General features: G+C 69.8%; 15 protein-coding genes. 9 read left to right on the top strand and 6 right to left on the bottom strand.

What is annotated here, in order from left to right; translation table 11 throughout:
* The first annotated feature begins 125 nt into the window (after positions 1-125).
* From bioB to bioC, 5 genes are read left to right on the top strand one after another with little or no spacing between them, the layout of a single operon-like run.
* Positions 126-1,169 (top strand): biotin synthase BioB, encoded by a 1,044-nt coding sequence (gene bioB, locus RHOOR87_RS0102450; protein ID WP_007513574.1) that lies wholly within the window; start codon positions 126-128, stop codon positions 1,167-1,169.
* Positions 1,156-2,361, top strand: coding sequence for an 8-amino-7-oxononanoate synthase (gene bioF / locus RHOOR87_RS0102445; RefSeq protein WP_027484118.1), 1,206 nt, complete (start codon positions 1,156-1,158; stop codon positions 2,359-2,361). Before bioB ends, bioF begins: the two co-directional genes overlap by 14 nt.
* 28 nt (positions 2,362-2,389) lie before the next feature.
* Complete coding sequence (locus RHOOR87_RS0102440; RefSeq protein ID WP_027484117.1) at positions 2,390-3,298, top strand: sulfurtransferase; 909 nt, start codon at positions 2,390-2,392, stop codon at positions 3,296-3,298.
* Positions 3,295-4,080 carry a pimeloyl-ACP methyl ester esterase BioH gene (gene bioH, locus RHOOR87_RS0102435; RefSeq protein ID WP_027484116.1) on the top strand — a complete coding sequence of 262 codons (786 nt, stop codon included), beginning with the start codon at positions 3,295-3,297 and terminating at the stop codon, positions 4,078-4,080. Before RHOOR87_RS0102440 ends, bioH begins: the two co-directional genes overlap by 4 nt.
* Positions 4,077-4,955: a malonyl-ACP O-methyltransferase BioC gene (gene bioC, locus RHOOR87_RS0102430; protein WP_027484115.1), complete on the top strand. Its 879-nt coding sequence runs from the start codon at positions 4,077-4,079 to the stop codon at positions 4,953-4,955. Before bioH ends, bioC begins: the two co-directional genes overlap by 4 nt.
* 49 nt (positions 4,956-5,004) lie before the next feature.
* Here the strand turns inward: bioC and RHOOR87_RS0102425 are convergent, their stop codons facing one another.
* The 3 genes from RHOOR87_RS0102425 to RHOOR87_RS0102415 form a co-directional block, all read right to left on the bottom strand.
* Positions 5,005-5,826: a transporter gene (locus tag RHOOR87_RS0102425; protein WP_027484114.1), complete on the bottom strand. Its 822-nt coding sequence runs from the start codon at positions 5,824-5,826 to the stop codon at positions 5,005-5,007.
* Positions 5,827-5,918: 92 nt separating this feature from the next.
* Positions 5,919-6,668, bottom strand: a complete 750-nt coding sequence (locus tag RHOOR87_RS0102420; RefSeq protein WP_007513562.1) for a hypothetical protein — start codon at positions 6,666-6,668, stop codon at positions 5,919-5,921.
* Between the two features lie 305 nt (positions 6,669-6,973).
* A complete protein-coding gene (locus tag RHOOR87_RS0102415; protein WP_007513560.1) occupies positions 6,974-7,555 on the bottom strand; it encodes a DNA-3-methyladenine glycosylase I in 582 nt (193 codons plus the stop codon).
* 94 nt (positions 7,556-7,649) lie between these two features.
* Here RHOOR87_RS0102415 and RHOOR87_RS0102410 point away from each other — a divergent pair, with 94 nt between their 5' ends.
* Positions 7,650-8,531 carry a DMT family transporter gene (locus RHOOR87_RS0102410; RefSeq protein ID WP_015448997.1) on the top strand — a complete coding sequence of 294 codons (882 nt, stop codon included), beginning with the start codon at positions 7,650-7,652 and terminating at the stop codon, positions 8,529-8,531.
* 68 nt (positions 8,532-8,599) lie between these two features.
* Entirely contained in the window at positions 8,600-9,718 is a 1,119-nt protein-coding gene (locus RHOOR87_RS0102405) for a sterol desaturase family protein (protein ID WP_015448998.1), read from the top strand.
* A 13-nt stretch (positions 9,719-9,731) separates the two neighbouring features.
* Here the strand turns inward: RHOOR87_RS0102405 and RHOOR87_RS0102400 are convergent, their stop codons facing one another.
* On the bottom strand, positions 9,732-10,679 hold the full coding sequence (locus RHOOR87_RS0102400) for a pyridoxal-phosphate dependent enzyme (protein ID WP_015448999.1): 948 nt from the start codon (positions 10,677-10,679) through the stop codon (positions 9,732-9,734).
* Positions 10,679-11,680, bottom strand: a complete 1,002-nt coding sequence (locus RHOOR87_RS0102395) for an aldose 1-epimerase (RefSeq protein WP_015449000.1) — start codon at positions 11,678-11,680, stop codon at positions 10,679-10,681. The genes RHOOR87_RS0102400 and RHOOR87_RS0102395 overlap by 1 nt, the downstream gene beginning before the upstream one ends.
* A 70-nt stretch (positions 11,681-11,750) precedes the next feature.
* On the opposite strand from RHOOR87_RS0102395, the gene pepN reads away from it, so the two are divergent.
* Complete coding sequence (gene pepN, locus RHOOR87_RS0102390) at positions 11,751-14,405, top strand: aminopeptidase N (protein ID WP_015449001.1); 2,655 nt, start codon at positions 11,751-11,753, stop codon at positions 14,403-14,405.
* An 83-nt stretch (positions 14,406-14,488) separates the two neighbouring features.
* On the opposite strand, the gene RHOOR87_RS0102385 is transcribed toward pepN, so the two are convergent.
* Complete coding sequence (locus RHOOR87_RS0102385; protein ID WP_007513548.1) at positions 14,489-14,674, bottom strand: hypothetical protein; 186 nt, start codon at positions 14,672-14,674, stop codon at positions 14,489-14,491.
* A 594-nt stretch (positions 14,675-15,268) separates the two neighbouring features.
* Between RHOOR87_RS0102385 and mnmG the strand changes: the two genes are divergently transcribed.
* Positions 15,269-17,146, top strand: a complete 1,878-nt coding sequence (gene mnmG / locus RHOOR87_RS0102380; RefSeq protein ID WP_007513546.1) for a tRNA uridine-5-carboxymethylaminomethyl(34) synthesis enzyme MnmG — start codon at positions 15,269-15,271, stop codon at positions 17,144-17,146.
* The last annotated feature ends 21 nt before the right edge of the window (positions 17,147-17,167 follow it).

Raw genomic sequence — 17,167 nt, 5'->3', positions numbered from 1 at the left:
TGCGGGCCGCCTTTCCGTTTCCGGCGCGGGCGCCAAGTTCACTTCGTCAACCGAACCGCCCTGCAAACAAGTTGACGACAGCGATCGGCCCACCCAAACTCGCGGCCTCTGCCACGGAGCCCGCCATGCCCGAAGCCGCCATCCGCCACGACTGGACGCGCACGGAAGTCGCCGCGCTGTTCGCGCTGCCGTTCAACGAACTGCTGCACCGCGCACACGGCGTGCATCGCCAGCATCACGACCCGAACGCGGTGCAGGTGTCGACCCTGCTGTCGATCAAGACCGGCGGCTGCCCCGAGGATTGCGCCTACTGCCCGCAGGCGGCGCGCTACGACACCGGCGTGGCCGCGCAGAAGCTGATGGAGGTCGACGACGTGCTGGCACGCGCCCGCGCCGCCAAGGCCGCCGGCGCCAGCCGCTTCTGCATGGGGGCGGCCTGGCGCGGGCCGAAAGACCGCGACATCCCCAAGGTCGCCGCGATCGTGCGTGCGGTGAAGGAACTGGGCCTGGAAACCTGCGCCACCCTGGGCCTGCTCGGCGACGGCCACGCGCAGGCATTGAAGGACGCCGGCCTCGACTACTACAACCACAACATCGATACCGCGCCGGAGTTCTACGGCGAGATCATCCACACCCGCGACTACCGCGATCGCCTGGAAACCCTGGAGCAGGTGCGCGACGCCGGCCTGAAGACCTGCTGCGGCGGCATCGTCGGCATGGGCGAGACGCGCGAGCAGCGCGCCGGCCTGCTGCAGGCGCTGGCCAACCTGCCCGAGCACCCGCACTCGGTGCCGATCAACCAGCTGGTACCGGTGCCCGGTACGCCGCTGGGCGATGCCGAGCCGCTCGATCCATTCGAATTCGTGCGCGCGATCGCGGTGGCGCGGATCCTGATGCCACTGTCGATCGTGCGCCTGTCCGCCGGCCGCCAGCAGATGGACGACGCGGTGCAGGCGCTGTGCTTCTTCGCCGGCGCCGGCTCGATCTTCTACGGCGAGAAATTGCTGACCACCGGCAACCCGGACGTGGAAGCGGACCGCGCGCTGTTCCGGCGGCTCGACCTGCATCCGATGGAAGTGGCCATGGAGGCGGCTGGCGTGCGCGCCGGCCTTCCTGAAAGCGACGCGGCCGGCTGCGGACAAGGCTGCGGCTGCAGTGCCGCGGCCTGATCTGCTCGAACGACTGGCCGTCCAGACGGCCGAACGCGAGCGCGCCGAACTGCGCCGCCGGCTGCGCACCATCGACCACGCCGACGGCCCGTGGCTGGAAACCGGCAGCCAGCGCCTGCTGGCATTCTGCAGCAACGACTACCTCGGCCTGGCGCAGCACCCGCAGCTGGTCGCCGCGCTCACCCGCGCGGCGCGTGAGGAAGGCGTCGGCAGTACCTCGGCGCACCTGATCTGCGGCCATCGCAGCGCGCACGCGGAACTGGAGGAAGCGCTGGCCGCCTGGACCGGGCGCGAGCGCGCGCTGCTGTTCTCCACCGGCTACCTGGCCAACCTCGGCGTGCTGCAGGCGCTGCTGGCGCGCGGCGACGTGTGCGTGCAGGACAAGCTCAACCACGCCTGCCTGCTCGATGGCGCGAAGCTCAGCGGCGCCGAACTGAAGCGCTATCCGCACGCCGACGTGGCCGCCGCCGCGCGCCAGCTGGCGGCGAACCCCGGCGCGGCGGCGTTGCTGGCCACCGACGGCGTGTTCAGCATGGACGGCGACGTCGCGCCGCTGCGCGCGCTGGCGCAGCTGTGCGCACTCGAGCGCGCCACCTTGATGGTCGACGACGCGCACGGCCTCGGCGTGCTCGGCGACGACGGCGCCGGCAGCCTCAGCGCGGCAAAGCTGGGCCAGCACGAGGTGCCGCTGCTGATGGCCACGCTGGGCAAGGCGCTCGGCTGCAGCGGCGCGTTCGTGGCCGGACCGGCCGCGCTGATCGACGGGCTGGTGCAGTTCGCGCGCCCCTACATCTACACCACCGCGATGCCGCCGGCGCTGGCCGCCGCCGCGCTGGAAGCGGTGCGGCTGGCGCAGAGCGAAACCTGGCGGCGCGACAAACTCAGCGTGCTGATCGGGCGTTTTCGCCGCGGCGCGGCCGAGCTCGGCCTGCCGCTGGCGGCCTCGCCCAGCGCGATCCAGCCGTTGCTGCTGGGCAGCGCCGACGCCGCGCTGGGGGCGGCGCAGGCACTCGAACGGCAAGGCCTGCTGGTAACCGCGATCCGTCCGCCGACGGTGCCCGCCGGCCAGGCGCGGCTGCGCATCACGCTGTCGGCGGCGCATGAGGAAATCCACGTCGACCGGCTGCTGGGCGCACTGGAAACACTGCATCTTCCGGCCGCGCTCCGGGTGCCCGGCGGCGACCACGTATAATCGCCGCCTGCTCCGCCGATTCCCCCGCATGTCGATCGTCAACATCTCCGCCTACAAGTTCACCAGCCTGGACGACCTGCCCGCGCTGCGCGAGCGGCTGCTCGCGCGCTGCGAAGCGCTGGCATTGAAGGGCACGATCCTGCTCGCGCCGGAGGGCATCAACCTGTTCCTCGCCGGCCGCCGCGCGCAGATCGACGGCTTCCTGGCCACGCTGCACGACGACCCGCGCTTCGCCGATGTCGCACCGAGGGAGTCGTTGTCCGATGCGGTGCCGTTCGGCCGCCTGCGCGTGCGCCTGAAGCGCGAGATCATCACCATGCGCCAACCCGCGATCCGCCCCGAAGGCGGCCGCGCACCGGCGGTGGACGCGCCCACCCTGCAGCGCTGGCTGGACCAGGGCCGCGACGACGACGGTCGCGAGGTGCTGCTGCTGGATACCCGCAACGACTACGAGACCGCCGCCGGCAAGTTCGCGCAGGCGATCGACTACCGCCTCGCCAGCTTCACCGCCTTCCCCACCGCGATCGCTGCCGACTGCGCGCGCTACAAGGGTAAGACGGTGGTCTCGTACTGCACCGGCGGCATCCGCTGCGAGAAGGCCGCGCTGCACATGCAGGAGCTCGGCATGGCGCACGTCTACCAGCTCGACGGCGGCATCCTGAAGTATCTCGAACAGACCGGCGGCGCGCACTGGCAGGGCGACTGCTTCGTGTTCGACGGGCGTGGCGCCGTGGGGCCCAATCTGCTCCCGACAGGCGAACTCCCTCTCCCTTCCGGGGAGAGGGCTGGGGTGAGAGAAAACGCTGCCGAGAAACCGGCATCAGAGCGTGCTCTGAACCACGCGTTGGCAAGCCCCGGCCCCTCACCTCAATCCTCTCCCCGAGGGGGAGAGCAGGCGAACGCAAGAAGCGCGTTGCCTCATTGGAGCGGGGCATGAGCCTGTACGTCGACCGGCGCGGCCACGGCCCCGTCCCGCTGGTGCTGCTGCATGGCTGGGCGATGCACGGCGGCGTACTGGCGCCGCTGGTCGAGGCGCTGGAAGACCAGTGCACGATGTACGTGGTCGACCTGCCCGGCCACGGCCGCTCGCGCGACTGCGGCCTGCCGCTGGAACCGCATGCCTGCGCCGCGGCGATCGCCAAGCTCACGCCACCGGCGCTCTGGCTGGGCTGGTCGCTGGGCGGCACCATCGCGCTGACCGCCGCGCTGGAGCTGCCGCGGCAGGTGCGCGGGCTGGCCATGCTGTGCGCCACGCCGAAATTCGTGCGCGACGCCGGCTGGCCGCACGGCAGCGATGCCCAGCTGGTGCACCAGCTGGCCAGCGACCTGGAAACCGATTACCACGCCACCATCGAGCGCTTCCTGGCGCTGGAGGCGATGGGCAGCGCCGACCCGCGCGGCGAACTGCGCCATCTGCGCGAGCTGGTGTTCACGCACGGCGAACCCGACCTGCGCGTGCTGCAGGAAGGCATCCGCATCCTGGAAAGCAGCGACCGCCGCGCTGCCCTGCCCGACCTCGCCGTACGCAGTGCCTGGATCAGCGGCCGCCGCGACCGGCTGGTGCCACCGCAGGCGATGGCCTGGTCGGCCAGCCAGTGCGGCGGCCAGTACACCGAGATTCCGCAGGCCGGCCACGCGCCGTTCTTCGGCCACGCCGATGCGGTGGCACAGGCGCTGCAGCCGCTGCTGGCCCCCCTTTCCCTTGAGCAGGCGCGATGAGCGACTTCCAACTCGATCCCACCCAGGTGCGCCGCCACTTCGGCCGCGCCGCCAGCACCTACGAAAAGCACGACGCGCTACAGCGCGAAGTCGGCGATGCCCTGCTCGAACGGCTGGGCTTCTACCTGGAAATGCCGCTGCGCGTGGTCGACGTCGGCGCCGGCACCGGCCGCGGCAGCGCGCTGCTGAAGCAGAAATACCCCAAGGCCGAGGTGATCGCGGTCGACCTGGCGCTGCCGATGCTGCGCGCCGCGAAGCAGCACAGCAGCTGGCGCAAGCCGTTCCGCCGCGTGTGCGCCGAAGCCACCCGCCTGCCGCTGGCCGACCACAGCGTGGACGTGCTGTATTCCAACCTCTGCTTCCAGTGGGTCGACGACCTGCCGGCACTGTTCGGCGAGTGCATGCGCGTGCTCAAGCCCGGCGGCTTCATGGCGTTCTCCAGCTTCGGCCCGGATACCCTGATGGAACTGCGCGCGGCCTGGGCCGAGGCCGACCAGCAGCCGCACGTGGGCCGCTTCCTCGACATGCATGACGTCGGCGACGCGATGCTCAACGCCGGCCTGCGCGACCCGGTGCTGGACGTGTTCCGCTACACGCTGACCTACAGCGAGCCGCGCAAGCTGCTGGAGGAACTGCGGGGCCTGGGTGCCACCAATGCCGACCGCGCACGTGCACGCGGCCTCACCGGCAAGGGGCGCTATCGGCGCATGCTGGCCGCGTACGAGGCGATGCGCACGGACGGGCGCATCCCGGCCAGTTGGGAAGTGGTCAGCGCGCATGCCTGGGGCCCGCCCGTGGGCCAGCCGCGCCGCGTCCCCGGCGGCGAGATCGCCACCTTCTCGATCGACACGCTGCGCGGCTCGCGACGCAAATGACGCACGCCGACATGGCGGCGCCGTGTGCTCGCACACGGCGCCGGTTCGGTCAGAAGCTGTACTTCAGCGACGCGCCCACGCCGTAATCCGGACTGCCGTCAGCGAAGCCGGCGAGCGCGTAGGCCTGCACGCGCAGACTCTCGTTGAACTTGTGGTTCCAGTAGCCGGCGATTTCGCTCTGCGCGGCACCGGTATCGGCGATCCGCTCGCGGTAGTAGTAGTAGGCGCCGATGTTGTCGCTGGGGCCGAGCTTGTAGTCGGCACCGATGTTCGCGTTGAAGCCGTTCTTCAGCTTGATGTACTGCGAGCTGCCGTATTTCATCCAGCCCACGCCGCCGAACGCGGTCCAGTCGCCGCTGACCTTGTAGGTATCCAGCGAGAGGCCGTAATCGTTCTTGCCGGTGCCCAGGCCCTTGTTCTCGTCGGCGGTGCCGAATTTCACCTTGCCGGTGAGGTCCAGCCCGAACGTGCGATCGGCGCTGCCGAACAGCTCATAGCCAGCCGACGCGGTGATATCGCCCAGGCCCGAGGCCGAACCGCTGGAGGTGGTGGTCGTGCCGCCGCCGTTGCCGCGGCCGCGCCCCTTCGGATTACCGTTCTTCACCTTGCCCACGCCGGGGATCACGTTGCCGGCACCGCTGATGTTGATGTACGGCACGACGAGCTTGAACGTCCAGCGGTCGGTCTGGTACGCCGCCGTCACCGGCACCGACCAGATGTCGGTGGTGGTGTCGGTGCCGTACTTGCCGCTGCTGTAGTCGGCGCCTGCCGAAAGGCTGAACCGGCCGCTGTCGGACGTGGCGGCATGTGCCGCCGGCGCACCGATCAGCAGTAGTCCGCCGACGATCATCCAGTGATGGGAGTTGCGCATGAATGGGGTTTCCTTGGTTGAAAGAGGATGGCAGCAGGCCCGGCATCGCACCGGGCCTGCATGGGGATGACTGCATGCGGGGAAAGGCGGGCTCAGCCGCCCGGGCGACCGGCATGATCGGGATGTTCGGGGCGCTCCGGCCGGCTCGGACGATCGGGGCGATCCAGGCGAGCCGGGCGATCGGCTTTTGCCACATGCTCGGGCTTGCCCGGACGATCGACGCCGTGCACCTTGGCCAGTTCGACTTCTTCCACGTGAGCATGCGCGTGCCCGTCCGCGGCGCCGCCGCCGGCCGCCTTCGGCGAACGCATCACGTCGCCCAGCTTGAAACCGTCCGCCTTGGCGATCTGGCCCCAGCCTTCACCGGCGGCGCGCGCGGCGAGGATGCCGTCGAGCTTGATGCTGGTACCGTCGGCAAGCACCAGGGTGCCGCCGTTGAGCGCGGCCTGCATCTCGGCAGCGGTCGGATCGGTGATGCCCGCCTTGGCCAGGCTGGCCTCGGCCAGCGACAGTGCGATCTTCACGTTGCCGTAGCCCATCTGGCCGGTGGCCGGCGTGAACGTGGTGCTCGTCGTGGTCGTGGTGCCGTCGGCGTTCTTGGTCACGTCGTCGAGAGTGACCGCACTGCCGTCGCGAAGCCCGCTGACCAGCGCCTGCGCGTTGGCATCCGAACCGGCGAACCCGGCGAACTCGGTGCTCAGCCGGGTCGACTCGTGGCTGGTGGTGCTGGTGGAGGTGGACGTATCGGTGGGCGTGGTGGTCTGCGCCATCGCCGGTGCGAGCGACAACGCGCCAAGCACCGCGGCACAGATCAGCGTGGATTGCAGAGGGCGGTATTTCATGGGATGGCTCCTGAGGATGCAACGATGGCGAAATGCCGACGAGACGACGTGGTGTGTTCCCTTACGCCCCTGTATCCGAATCCCGCCTCATGGCCACGGTTCGATTCGCATGCCACCGACGTCTCTGCGCGCATCTTTGCGCCGCACGCGCGCAGCACACAAGCGACGTCGCCGCGTTTGTTCAGCATGCGTTTCACGCACTGGACAACCGCCGTCCATCTTTGTCGCGATTGTGTGAACGGCTAGGCATTTCCGGCATCACGCCGCCGTGTCCGGCGCCGGACGAAACTTCTTTCGATGCCTGCCTAGCGCGACCCGCCGTGCCGGAAACAGCCGACCAGGTGATCGTCGATCATGCCGGTGGCCTGCAGCAGCGAGTAGCAGATGGTGCTGCCGACGAAGCGGAAGCCGCGCTTCTTCAGCGCCTTGCTCATGCGGTCGGACAGCGCGGTGCTGGCCGGCACCTCGGCCGGGCGGCGCCAGCGGTTGCGCAGCGGCGTGCCGTCGACGAACGACCACAGATAGACGTCCAGACTGCCGAATTCATCGATTGCCTCCATGGCGGCGAGTGCGTTGGCGCGGGTGGACAAGACCTTCAGCCGGTTGCGGATGATGCCCGGATCGAGCAGCCGCTTTTCCAGTTCGCGATCGCTCATCGCGGCGACGCGGGCTATCTCGAAATCATGGAAGGCCTTGCGGTAGTTCTCGCGCTTGGCCAGCACGGTGCGCCACGACAGGCCAGCCTGGGCGCCCTCCAGGCACAGGAACTCGAATAGGGCGCGGTCGTCGTGCAGCGGCGTGCCCCATTCGGTGTCGTGGTAGTCGCGCATCAACGGGTCGTTGCCGGCGGCCCAGTGGCAACGCGGGAGCTCGGTGGTCTCGGTCATGGCTGGCCCATCGTCGATGAGTGGGTGGTCGCGGGGTGCCGCACAACGTAACCCACGCCGCTAGACTTGTCGCCCCACCTTGCCCCGGCTTCCCATGTCGCCTTCGCCCTCACGCGGCGCGTTGTCCGCGCTGCTCGTCACCATCCTGATCTGGGCCTACAGCTGGGTCGTGATGAAACAGGTGCTGGCGTACGCCGGGCCGTTCCATTTCGCCGCGCTGCGCTACCTGCTCGGCGCCGGCGTGCTGTTCGCCGCGCTGCTGCTGTCGCGGCAGTCGCTGCGCCCGCCGCCGTTGCTGCCCACGCTGCTGATCGGCCTGTGCCAAACCACCGCGTTCCAGGGGCTGGAGCAGTGGGCGCTGCTCGATAGCGGCGCCGGCCACGTCGCCCTGCTCGCGTACACCATGCCGTTCTGGGCGGTGCTGCTGGCGTGGCTGCTGCTGGGCGACCGCCCCACCGCGCGGCACTGGCTGGGGCTGGCGCTGGCCGCGCTCGGGCTGCTGTGCATCATCGAACCGTGGCGCACCATGGGCAGCACGCTCAGCACCACGCTGGCGATCGCCGGCGGCGCCGCCTGGGCGGCCGGCACCGTGCTCAGCAAGCGCATGTTCCAGCGCCACGCGCCGCCGGTGCTCAACCTCACCGCGTGGCAGATGCTGCTGGGCGGCATCGTGCTCGGCGGCATCGCGCTGGCGGTACCGGAGCGCCCGATCGAATGGAACTGGGTCTTCGTCGGTGGACTGACCTACAGCGTGCTGCTGGCCTCCAGCCTGGCCTGGTGGCTGTGGTCGATCGTGCTGCAGCGACTGCCGACCACACTGGCCAGCGTGTCCAGCCTCGGCGTGCCGATCGTCAGCGTGCTGCTGGCCTGGCTGATCCTGCACGAGCAGCCCTCGCCGATGGAGCTGGTCGGCATCGTGTTCGTGCTGCTGGGCCTGCTCGCGGTCAGTGGCGTGGGCGCGCGCCAGCGCAGCTGAGCCGGTTCAGCCTGCGCCGCCGGCAGCGGCGATAGAATCCCCCATCTGGTGAATGGACCGAGGCGCCGATGTTCGATCTCCCGTCGTGGTGGGCCCATCTGGTCAGCTGGCTGAGCGGCCATGCCGTGGTGCCGCTGCTGGATGCGCTGCACCTGGACGGCTTGAGCGGCAACCCCGACGACATCGCTGCCTCGCTGCTGATCGCCGCGCTGCAGCTCGGCATCATCGGCCTCATCTTCCGTCCGCTGGAAAGCTGGTTTCCGGCCGAGCGCTGGAGCGACCGCCGGCTGACCCGGGTCGATCGCAACTACACGTTGCTGATGCTGCTGGGCATCTTCCCGCTGTTCACCTACCTGGTGCTGATGCCGTTCAGTCACCTGCTCGGCGGCGGCGGCGAGGCAGTCGACCCCGGCACCGGTTCGGCGCTGGCGCTGACCCACTGGGTGCCGTGGTTCAACCGGCATCCCTACATGCTGTTCGCCGTCTACTACGTGATCTACGACTTCACGTACTACTGGATGCACCGCACCCAGCACGCGATCCCGTGGTGGTGGGCGCTGCACAGCATGCACCACAGCACACGCCAGATGAGCTGCTGGACCAACGACCGCGGCAGTCTGGTGGACGGCTTCATCCAGTCGATGATCCTGGCCACGGTGGGCCTGGCGATCGGTGTGGACCCGGACGAGTTCGCCTGGCTGATGCTGCTCGGCGAACTGGTGCAGAACTTCTCGCACACCAACGTGCGGCTGGGCTTCGGCCGCGTGTTCGACCGCGTGTTCGTCGCGCCGAAGTTCCACCGCCTGCACCACATGCTGGTCGATCCCGAGCGGCCGACGCTGCACAACTGCAACTACGGCCAGGTGCTCTCGGTGTGGGACGTGCTGTTCGGCACGGCGCTGTACGGCGAGCCGCCGCGGCCGACCGGCGTGGGCGACCCGATCGTCGATGCCGACAACGACTACGGCCTGGTCGGGCTGCACTGGGCCGCGCTGAAACGGTTCTGGGTCGCCGTGCGCCAGCCTGCCGGCTGGCGACCGGGCGAAGTGGCCTTCGGCGCGGATTACACGCCGATCCCGGTAGACCAGCTGGACCTGCACGCCCTGGCGCGCCATGCGTCAGCCGTCGCCCCCGATGCCGACGCGCCGGCGAGCGACAGCGCTATGGTGGAATCCGCGCCGGGCTGATCCGCCCGCAGACTCACCAGGGCAGGGCCTGCAGATCCACGTTGCCGCCGGTGAGCACCACGCCGACGCGCCTGCCGGCGAAGCGTTGCGGCTGCTTGAGGATCGCCGCCAGCACGGTGGCGCTGGACACCTCCACCACCTGCTTCAGCTCCGACCATAGCAGCTGCATCGCGGCGATGGTTTCCGTGTCGCTGACCGTAATGACCTCGACGCGGTGCGTGCGCAACGCGTCGAGGTTGCGCTCGCCGACCAGCGCGCGCAGCCCGTCGCAGATCGTGTCGGGCACCACCGTGGTGACCCGCGTGCCGCGCGCCAGCGATTGCGCCGTATCGTCGGCGCCGAGCGGCTCGGCACCGAACAGGTCCAGTGCCGGGTCGATGCCGTGCGCGGCGATCGCCACGCCGCTGGCCAGGCCGCCGCCGCCGACCGGGGTGATCAGCGCATCCAGTCCGGGCGCCTGCTGCAGCAGTTCCAGCGCGAGCGTGCCCTGCCCGGCCATCACCCGGGTGTCGGCATACGGATGCACCAGCTCCGCGCCGGTGGCGCGCTGCACCTCGGCACAGGTCGCCTCGCGCGCGGCCTGGGTCGGCGCGCAGCGATGCAGGATCGCGCCGGCGCGCTCGATCGCCGCGAGCTTGGCGCGCACCGCGCCTTCCGGCACCACCACGTGCGCGGCGATGCCGCGGGTGGCGGCGGCCAGCGCCAGCGCGTTGCCATGGTTGCCGGAGGAATGGGTGACCACGCCATGCGCGGCCTGCCCGTCGTCGAGCGACCACACCGCGTTGCAGGCGCCCCGGAACTTGAACGCGCCGCCGCGCTGCAGGTTCTCGCACTTGAAATGCAGTTCGGCACCGGCCAGCGTGTCCAGCGCCGCACTGCGCAGCACCGGCGTGACGCTGGCGTACGGCGCGATGCGCGCGGCGGCGGCGAGGATGTCATCGAAGCCGGGCAACAGGTTCATCACGAATCGATCTCCAAGCCGCAACGAAAGCGTCGCTCGGCACCGGGTTCGAGCCGGACCGCCGCGGCGCACTCGGGCCGGTTGAACGCGTCAGCCATGCATTCCATCGGTTCCAGCGCGACGGCGCGGCGCGGATCGCGGCTCACCGTGTCGCCGGTGAACGCGTGCATCACGCCGTGTTCCTGCCACACCGCGATGCCGAAACCGCTGGCCGGGTCGCGCAGGCGTGTGCGGATACGGCCGTCGGGGTCCGCCTCCAGGTCGGTGTAGCCCTGGTCGATGATGCTGTCGCCGATCCGCCGCGGCTCGCGGAAATCCAGCGCCGGCGCATCGTCCAGTGCCACGTAGGCTTCCGCGCCGGCCAGCGCGATCAGGTCGGCGCCGGTGCGGATCAGGGTCTGCGCGGGAATCTGCAGTTCCCAGCCGTCGACCTCGCCGTCGGCCACGCGGAAATACGGATGCCAGCCGAAAAAGCATGGCGCGGCGCGATCGCCGACGTTGCGCATGCACGCCTCCAAGCTGAGGCCGGCGTAGTCGAGGACGAACGTCACCGACAGGTCGATCGCATGCGGATAGCCCGGCCGCGGGCGGATCGCATCGGTGCGCAGCGTGACGCGGGCGGAATCGTCATCCGCCTCCAGGTCGGCCAGCTCGAAATCCGCGTCACGCACGAAACCATGCCGACTGCCGCGATCGACGCCGGTGACGCCCGGGGCGAGATCCTGCATCTGGCCGTCGAAGGTGTAGCGCGCATCGGCGACGCGCCCGGCGAACGGCACCATGACCGCGAAGCGCGAGCCCGGTCGGGCGGCGATTTCGGCGGCGTCGGCATAGCCGCCGGCGAGGTCGCGGCTGACGCCATCGACATCGGCCTCGAAGCTGAGCAGCGCCGCGCCGCGCCGTGCGACGCGGATGCAGCGACCGCCGTCGACATCGGTCAGCACCACGATGTCCTGATCGCCGAGTCGACCGGGCCGGGCGGTGTAGCGCATCGCAGCCATGCGGGGTTCCCTGTGGTTCGAGAGGTGCATGGTATCCTGTTCGCTCCCCAACGCCCCATCCGTTGTTCCCATGCATGCACTCTCCACGCAAGCCGCCCCGGCGTCGATTTGTCTTCGCGACTACCGCGCCCCGGCATGGCGCGTGGACACGGTGGAACTGGACTTCGACCTCGGCATCGACGCCAGCGAGGTACTCGCGCGCCTGCACTTGCGTCGCGACCCCGCGCAGGACGCCCCGCTGCGGCTGGACGGCGAGAACCTGCAGTTGCTGTCGATCGCGCTGGACGGCACGCCGCTGCCCGCCACCGCCTACCGCTACGACGGCAACGCGCTGGAGGTAGATGGCGCGCGCGACGGCAGCGTGCTGGAAACCCGCGTGCGGCTGCGCCCGGCGGCGAACACCGCGCTGGAAGGCCTGTACCTGTCCGGCCCGCGCGAGACCGGCTTCCTGCTGACCCAGTGCGAGGCCGAGGGCTTCCGCCACATCACCTTCTTCCCTGATCGGCCCGACGTGCTGTCGCGCTATACGGTCACCCTGCGTGCCGACCGCACGCGCTTTCCGGTGCTGCTGGCCGGCGGCAACCCGGACGGCGCCGGCGCGCTGGACGGCGGCCGGCACTGGGCGCGCTTCGTCGACCCGCATCCGAAGCCGAGCTATCTGTTCGCCGTGGTCGCCGGCCATCTGCAGGTGATGGAGCGCGACTACGTCACCGCCGATGACCACGCCGTGCAACTGAAGATCTGGGCCGAAGCCGACGCCATCGACCGCTGCCACTACGCGATGGCCGCGCTGGAACGCGCGATGCGCTGGGACGAGCAGGCCTACGGCCGCAACTACGATCTCGACGTGTTCCACGTCGTCGCCACGCACGACTTCAACATGGGCGCGATGGAGAACAAGGGCCTCAACATCTTCAACGCGAAGTGCCTGCTGGCCGCGCCGGACTCGACCACCGACGAGGAGTATCGCCACGTCGAGGCGGTCGTGGCGCACGAGTATTTCCACAACTGGAGCGGCAACCGCGTCACCTGCCGCGACTGGTTCCAGCTGTCGCTGAAGGAAGGGCTCACGGTATTCCGCGAACAGAGCTTCTCGGCCGACATGAACTCGGCGCCGCTGAAGCGCATCGAGGACGTCGCCCTGCTGCGCCGCGCGCAGTTTCCCGAAGACGCCGGCCCGCTGGCGCATCCGGTGCGCCCGGCGCAATACAGCGAGATCAACAATTTCTACACCGCCACGGTGTACGAGAAGGGCGCCGAGCTGGTGCGCATGCTGGCCGGTGCGCTGGGGCGGGACGGTTTCCGCCGCGGCATGGACCGCTACTTCGAGCGCAACGACGGCCGCGCCGCCACGCTGGAGGACTTCCTCGCCGCGCTGGGCGGGGCGAACGGCACCGACCTCACGCCCTACCTCGCCTGGTATGCCCAGGCCGGCACGCCCCGGCTGAAGGCGCACGGCCATTACGATGCGGTCCGCCACACGTACACCCTGACCCTGGCCCAGTACACCCCGGGCGGCCACGGCGCGGAACCCCGCGTGCCGCTGCCGATCCCGGTGAAACTGGCGCTGTTCACGCCGCAGGGCGACATGCTGCCGCTGCATCTGGACGGCCAGACGGCCAAACCCGACACCGAGCGGGTGGTGGTGCTGGAGCGGGCCGAACAAAGCTTCGTCTTCGCCGATGTCACCACCGCACCGGTACCGTCGCTGCTGCGCGGGTTCTCCGCGCCGGTGATCCTGGAGTGCGACTACACGCCCGGGGAACTGGCTCTGCTGCTGGCCCATGACGTCGACGGCTTCAACCGCTGGGAAGCGGGCCAGCAACTGGCTGCGCGTGCCTACGAGGACCTGCGCGACGACACCGCCGGCGCCGCGCTGCATGCCTGGTGCGATGCACTGGCCCGGTTGTTCGATGCCGCCGCCATCGACGACGCCCTGCTTGCCGACCTACTGACCCCGCCGGGCGAGGTCGAACTGGCCGAGCGCGAGAGCGCGATCGACCCGCAGCGCATCCATCACTTGCGCCAGGCCCTGCAGCAGCGACTGGCCGCGCGCCTGGGCGCCGCGGCCTTGCGCCAGCGCTATGCCGCGCTGGCCGCACACACCACGATCGAACTCGACGCAGCGAGCCAGGCCCAGCGCCGGCTGAAGCGCCGCGTGCTGGAACTGCTGGCGCTGCTCGACCGTGCCGGCTCTGGCGAACTGGCCACGGCGCAATACCGCGAGGCGCCCGGCATGACCGACCGCCTCGCCGCGCTGTCCGTGCTGGTGCGCAGCGATGCCCCGCAGGCCGCCGCGGCGCTGCGCGATTACCGCGAACGCCACGCCGGCAACGCGCTGGCGCTGGACAAGTGGTTCGCGGTGCAGGCGCAGTTGCCGGGCGAGCGCGCACTGGACCGCGTGCGGCGACTGGAGCGCGATGCCGCGTTCACCCTGAAGAACCCGAACCGGGTGCAGTCGTTGCTGGGGGCATTCGTGCGCAACAACCCGAGCGGCTTCCACCGCGTCGACGGCGCCGGCTACCGACTGCTGGCCGAACGGCTGGTGGCGCTGGATGCGTTGAACCCGCAGGTCGCGGCGCGGCTGGCCACGGCGTTCAACGGCTGGCAGCGGCTGGAGCCGCTACGGCGCGAGGCCGCGCATGCGGCCATCGTGGAACTGGCCGGGCATCACGGGCTTTCCCGCAACCTGGCCGAAATCATCGGCAGCGTGCTGAACCGCTGACCGGCGGCGGGGCATCGCGCGATCCCGCCGGATCGCCCTGACGTGCACGCGGCGCTGCCCCGCACACGGGCCGGAGGCTTCGTTCAGACGTCCAAATGATCGAGCGCGTCGAGCAGGCTCTGCAGGCGCGACTCCAGACTCGGCTGCAGTGCCACGCGCTCGCTGTCGTCGCGCTCGCTCAGGCCGTCGATGGCCATCTCGACCTGGCCGAGTTCGACCAGCAGGTCATGGTGCGGATAAACCGGTTGGAAATCGAAGCTCATGTCCATGGCGTATCCCTCGTGATAGGTAAGCCGGGAGATGCAACCGCCATGCCACATGTGATCTGGATCACGACCGATTCACGCATGCAATCACACGACTGACGCAATACGTCATCTGCTGCCGCGATCCGGCACAAAACTCCTTTTCAGTCACCCCGTGTTCACGCATTTGCGGCGAATATCGCTCCACGCTCCACAGCAACCACTGTGGTCTGCGCCAGCAGGTTTCCGGTTTCTGGCGCTCGGCAATACGGTCATCCTGGATTCCCCCTGTTCCTGAGACCGCCGGGCGCCAGATCTAACAGCACGAGGCCCCGCGGCCGCCAAGCCGCGGGGCCTCGTCTTTTGGGCCTTGCACGCTTTTTGACCCCGCAAAAGGCGACGGCACCCCGAGGGGTGCCGTCTTGCTTCCTTTCCTGGTACGCGATCGAACCCCTGTCCGTCCGATCTCGGCGCGCGTGGTCGCGCAGCGTCTGCCCCTGAAAGTGCTGGCTTTGTTGAAGCAGAAAACGTGCCAGCCGTCCCGGGCGGCTCGCCAGGCATGGGTGGCGCTACCATGGCGCCCCGTTTCGTCACTTTTTGCACGCTCAGGTCAGTTCGATGCGCCACCCGACCCACTACGACGTCATCGTGATCGGCGGCGGCCACGCCGGCACCGAAGCCGCGCTGGCCGCCGCGCGCGCCGGTGCACGCACGCTGCTGCTCAGCCACAGCATCGAGACGATCGGCCAGATGAGCTGCAACCCCGCCATCGGCGGCATCGGCAAGGGCCATCTGGTGAAGGAGATCGACGCGCTTGGCGGCGCGATGGCGCATGCCGCCGACCTCGCCGGCATCCAGTGGCGCACGCTGAACGCGTCGAAGGGCCCGGCCGTGCGCGCCACCCGCTGCCAGGCCGACCGCACGCTGTACAAGGCGGCGATCCGACGCATGGTGGAGACGCAGCCGAACCTCGAACTGTTCCAGCAGGCGGTCGACGACCTGCTCATCGAAAACGGCCGCGTCACCGGCGTGGTCACCCAGATGGGCTTGTCGTTCGGCGCCCGCTCGGTGGTGCTCACCGCCGGCACCTTCCTCGCCGGCAAGATCCACATCGGCCAGGCGCAGTACGCCGGCGGTCGCGCCGGCGATCCGCCGGCCAGCGCGCTGGCGCAGAAGCTGCGCGAGCTGCCGCTGGCGGCCGACCGCCTGAAGACCGGCACGCCGCCGCGCATCGACCGCCGCAGCATCGACTTTGGCGGCCTGGATGAGCAGCCCGGCGACGATCCGGTGCCGGTGTTCTCCTACCTCGGCACGCGCGACGAACACCCGCGCCAGGTCAGCTGCTGGATCACCCACACCAGCGAGCGCACCCACCAGATCATCCGCGGCGCACTGGATCGCTCGCCGCTGTACACCGGCCAGATCGAAGGCGTCGGCCCGCGCTACTGCCCGTCGATCGAGGACAAGGTGGTGCGCTTCGCGGAGAAGTCGTCGCACCAGATCTTCATCGAGCCGGAAGGCCTGGACACCTTCGAGATCTACCCGAACGGCATCTCCACCTCGCTGCCGTACGACGTGCAGCTGGCCCTGGTGCAGTCGATCAAGGGCTTCGAGCGGGCGCACATCACACGCCCCGGCTACGCGATCGAGTACGACTATTTCGACCCGCGTGGCCTCCACCCGTGGCTGGAGACCAAGGCGATTCCCGGCCTGTACTTCGCCGGCCAGATCAATGGCACCACCGGCTACGAGGAGGCCGCCGCGCAGGGCCTGGTCGCCGGCCTCAACGCCGCGCTCGCGGTGCAGGGCAAGGGGCCGTGGTATCCGCGCCGCGACGAGGCCTACCTCGGCGTGCTGATCGACGACCTCACCAGCAACGGCACGATCGAGCCGTACCGCATGTTCACCTCGCGTGCCGAATACCGGCTGCACCTGCGCGAGGACAATGCCGACCTGCGCCTCACCGAGCAGGGTTTCGCACTCGGCGTGGTGTCGCAGGCACGCCTCGACGCATGGTGCGCCAAGCGCGAGGCGGTCGAGCGCGAGCTGCAGCGGCTCGGCACGTTGTGGGTGACCCCGGCGAACGCCCGTGGCGCGGCGGTCGAGCGCCAGCTCGGCATCGCGGTCAGCCGCGAGACCAGCGCCATCGACCTGTTGCGCCGACCCGAACTCGATTACGCCGCACTGGCCGCCGTTCCCGAACTGGGACCGCCGGTGCAGCGCGACGACGTTGCCGCACAGGTCGAGGTGCAGGTGAAGTACGCCGGTTACCTCCAGCGCCAGCGCGAGGAGATCGAGCGCCAGCGCCGCCACGAGCAGCTGGCGATTCCCACCGGCTTCGACTACGACAAGGTGCGCGGGCTGTCGGCCGAGGTGCTGGCGAAACTGAAGCGCGCGCGGCCGGCCACAGTGGGCCAGGCCGCGCGCGTCAGCGGCGTCACCCCGGCGGCGATCTCGCTGCTGCTGGTGCACCTGAAGCGCCGCGACGCCGCCTGACCCCCGCGCGGCAATCCGCTC

It is taken from the genome of Rhodanobacter sp. OR87 (genome assembly GCF_000473345.1).
GTDB classification, from domain to species: Bacteria; Pseudomonadota; Gammaproteobacteria; order Xanthomonadales; family Rhodanobacteraceae; genus Rhodanobacter; species Rhodanobacter denitrificans.
This window is presented reverse-complemented; position numbering and strand designations above follow the sequence as displayed.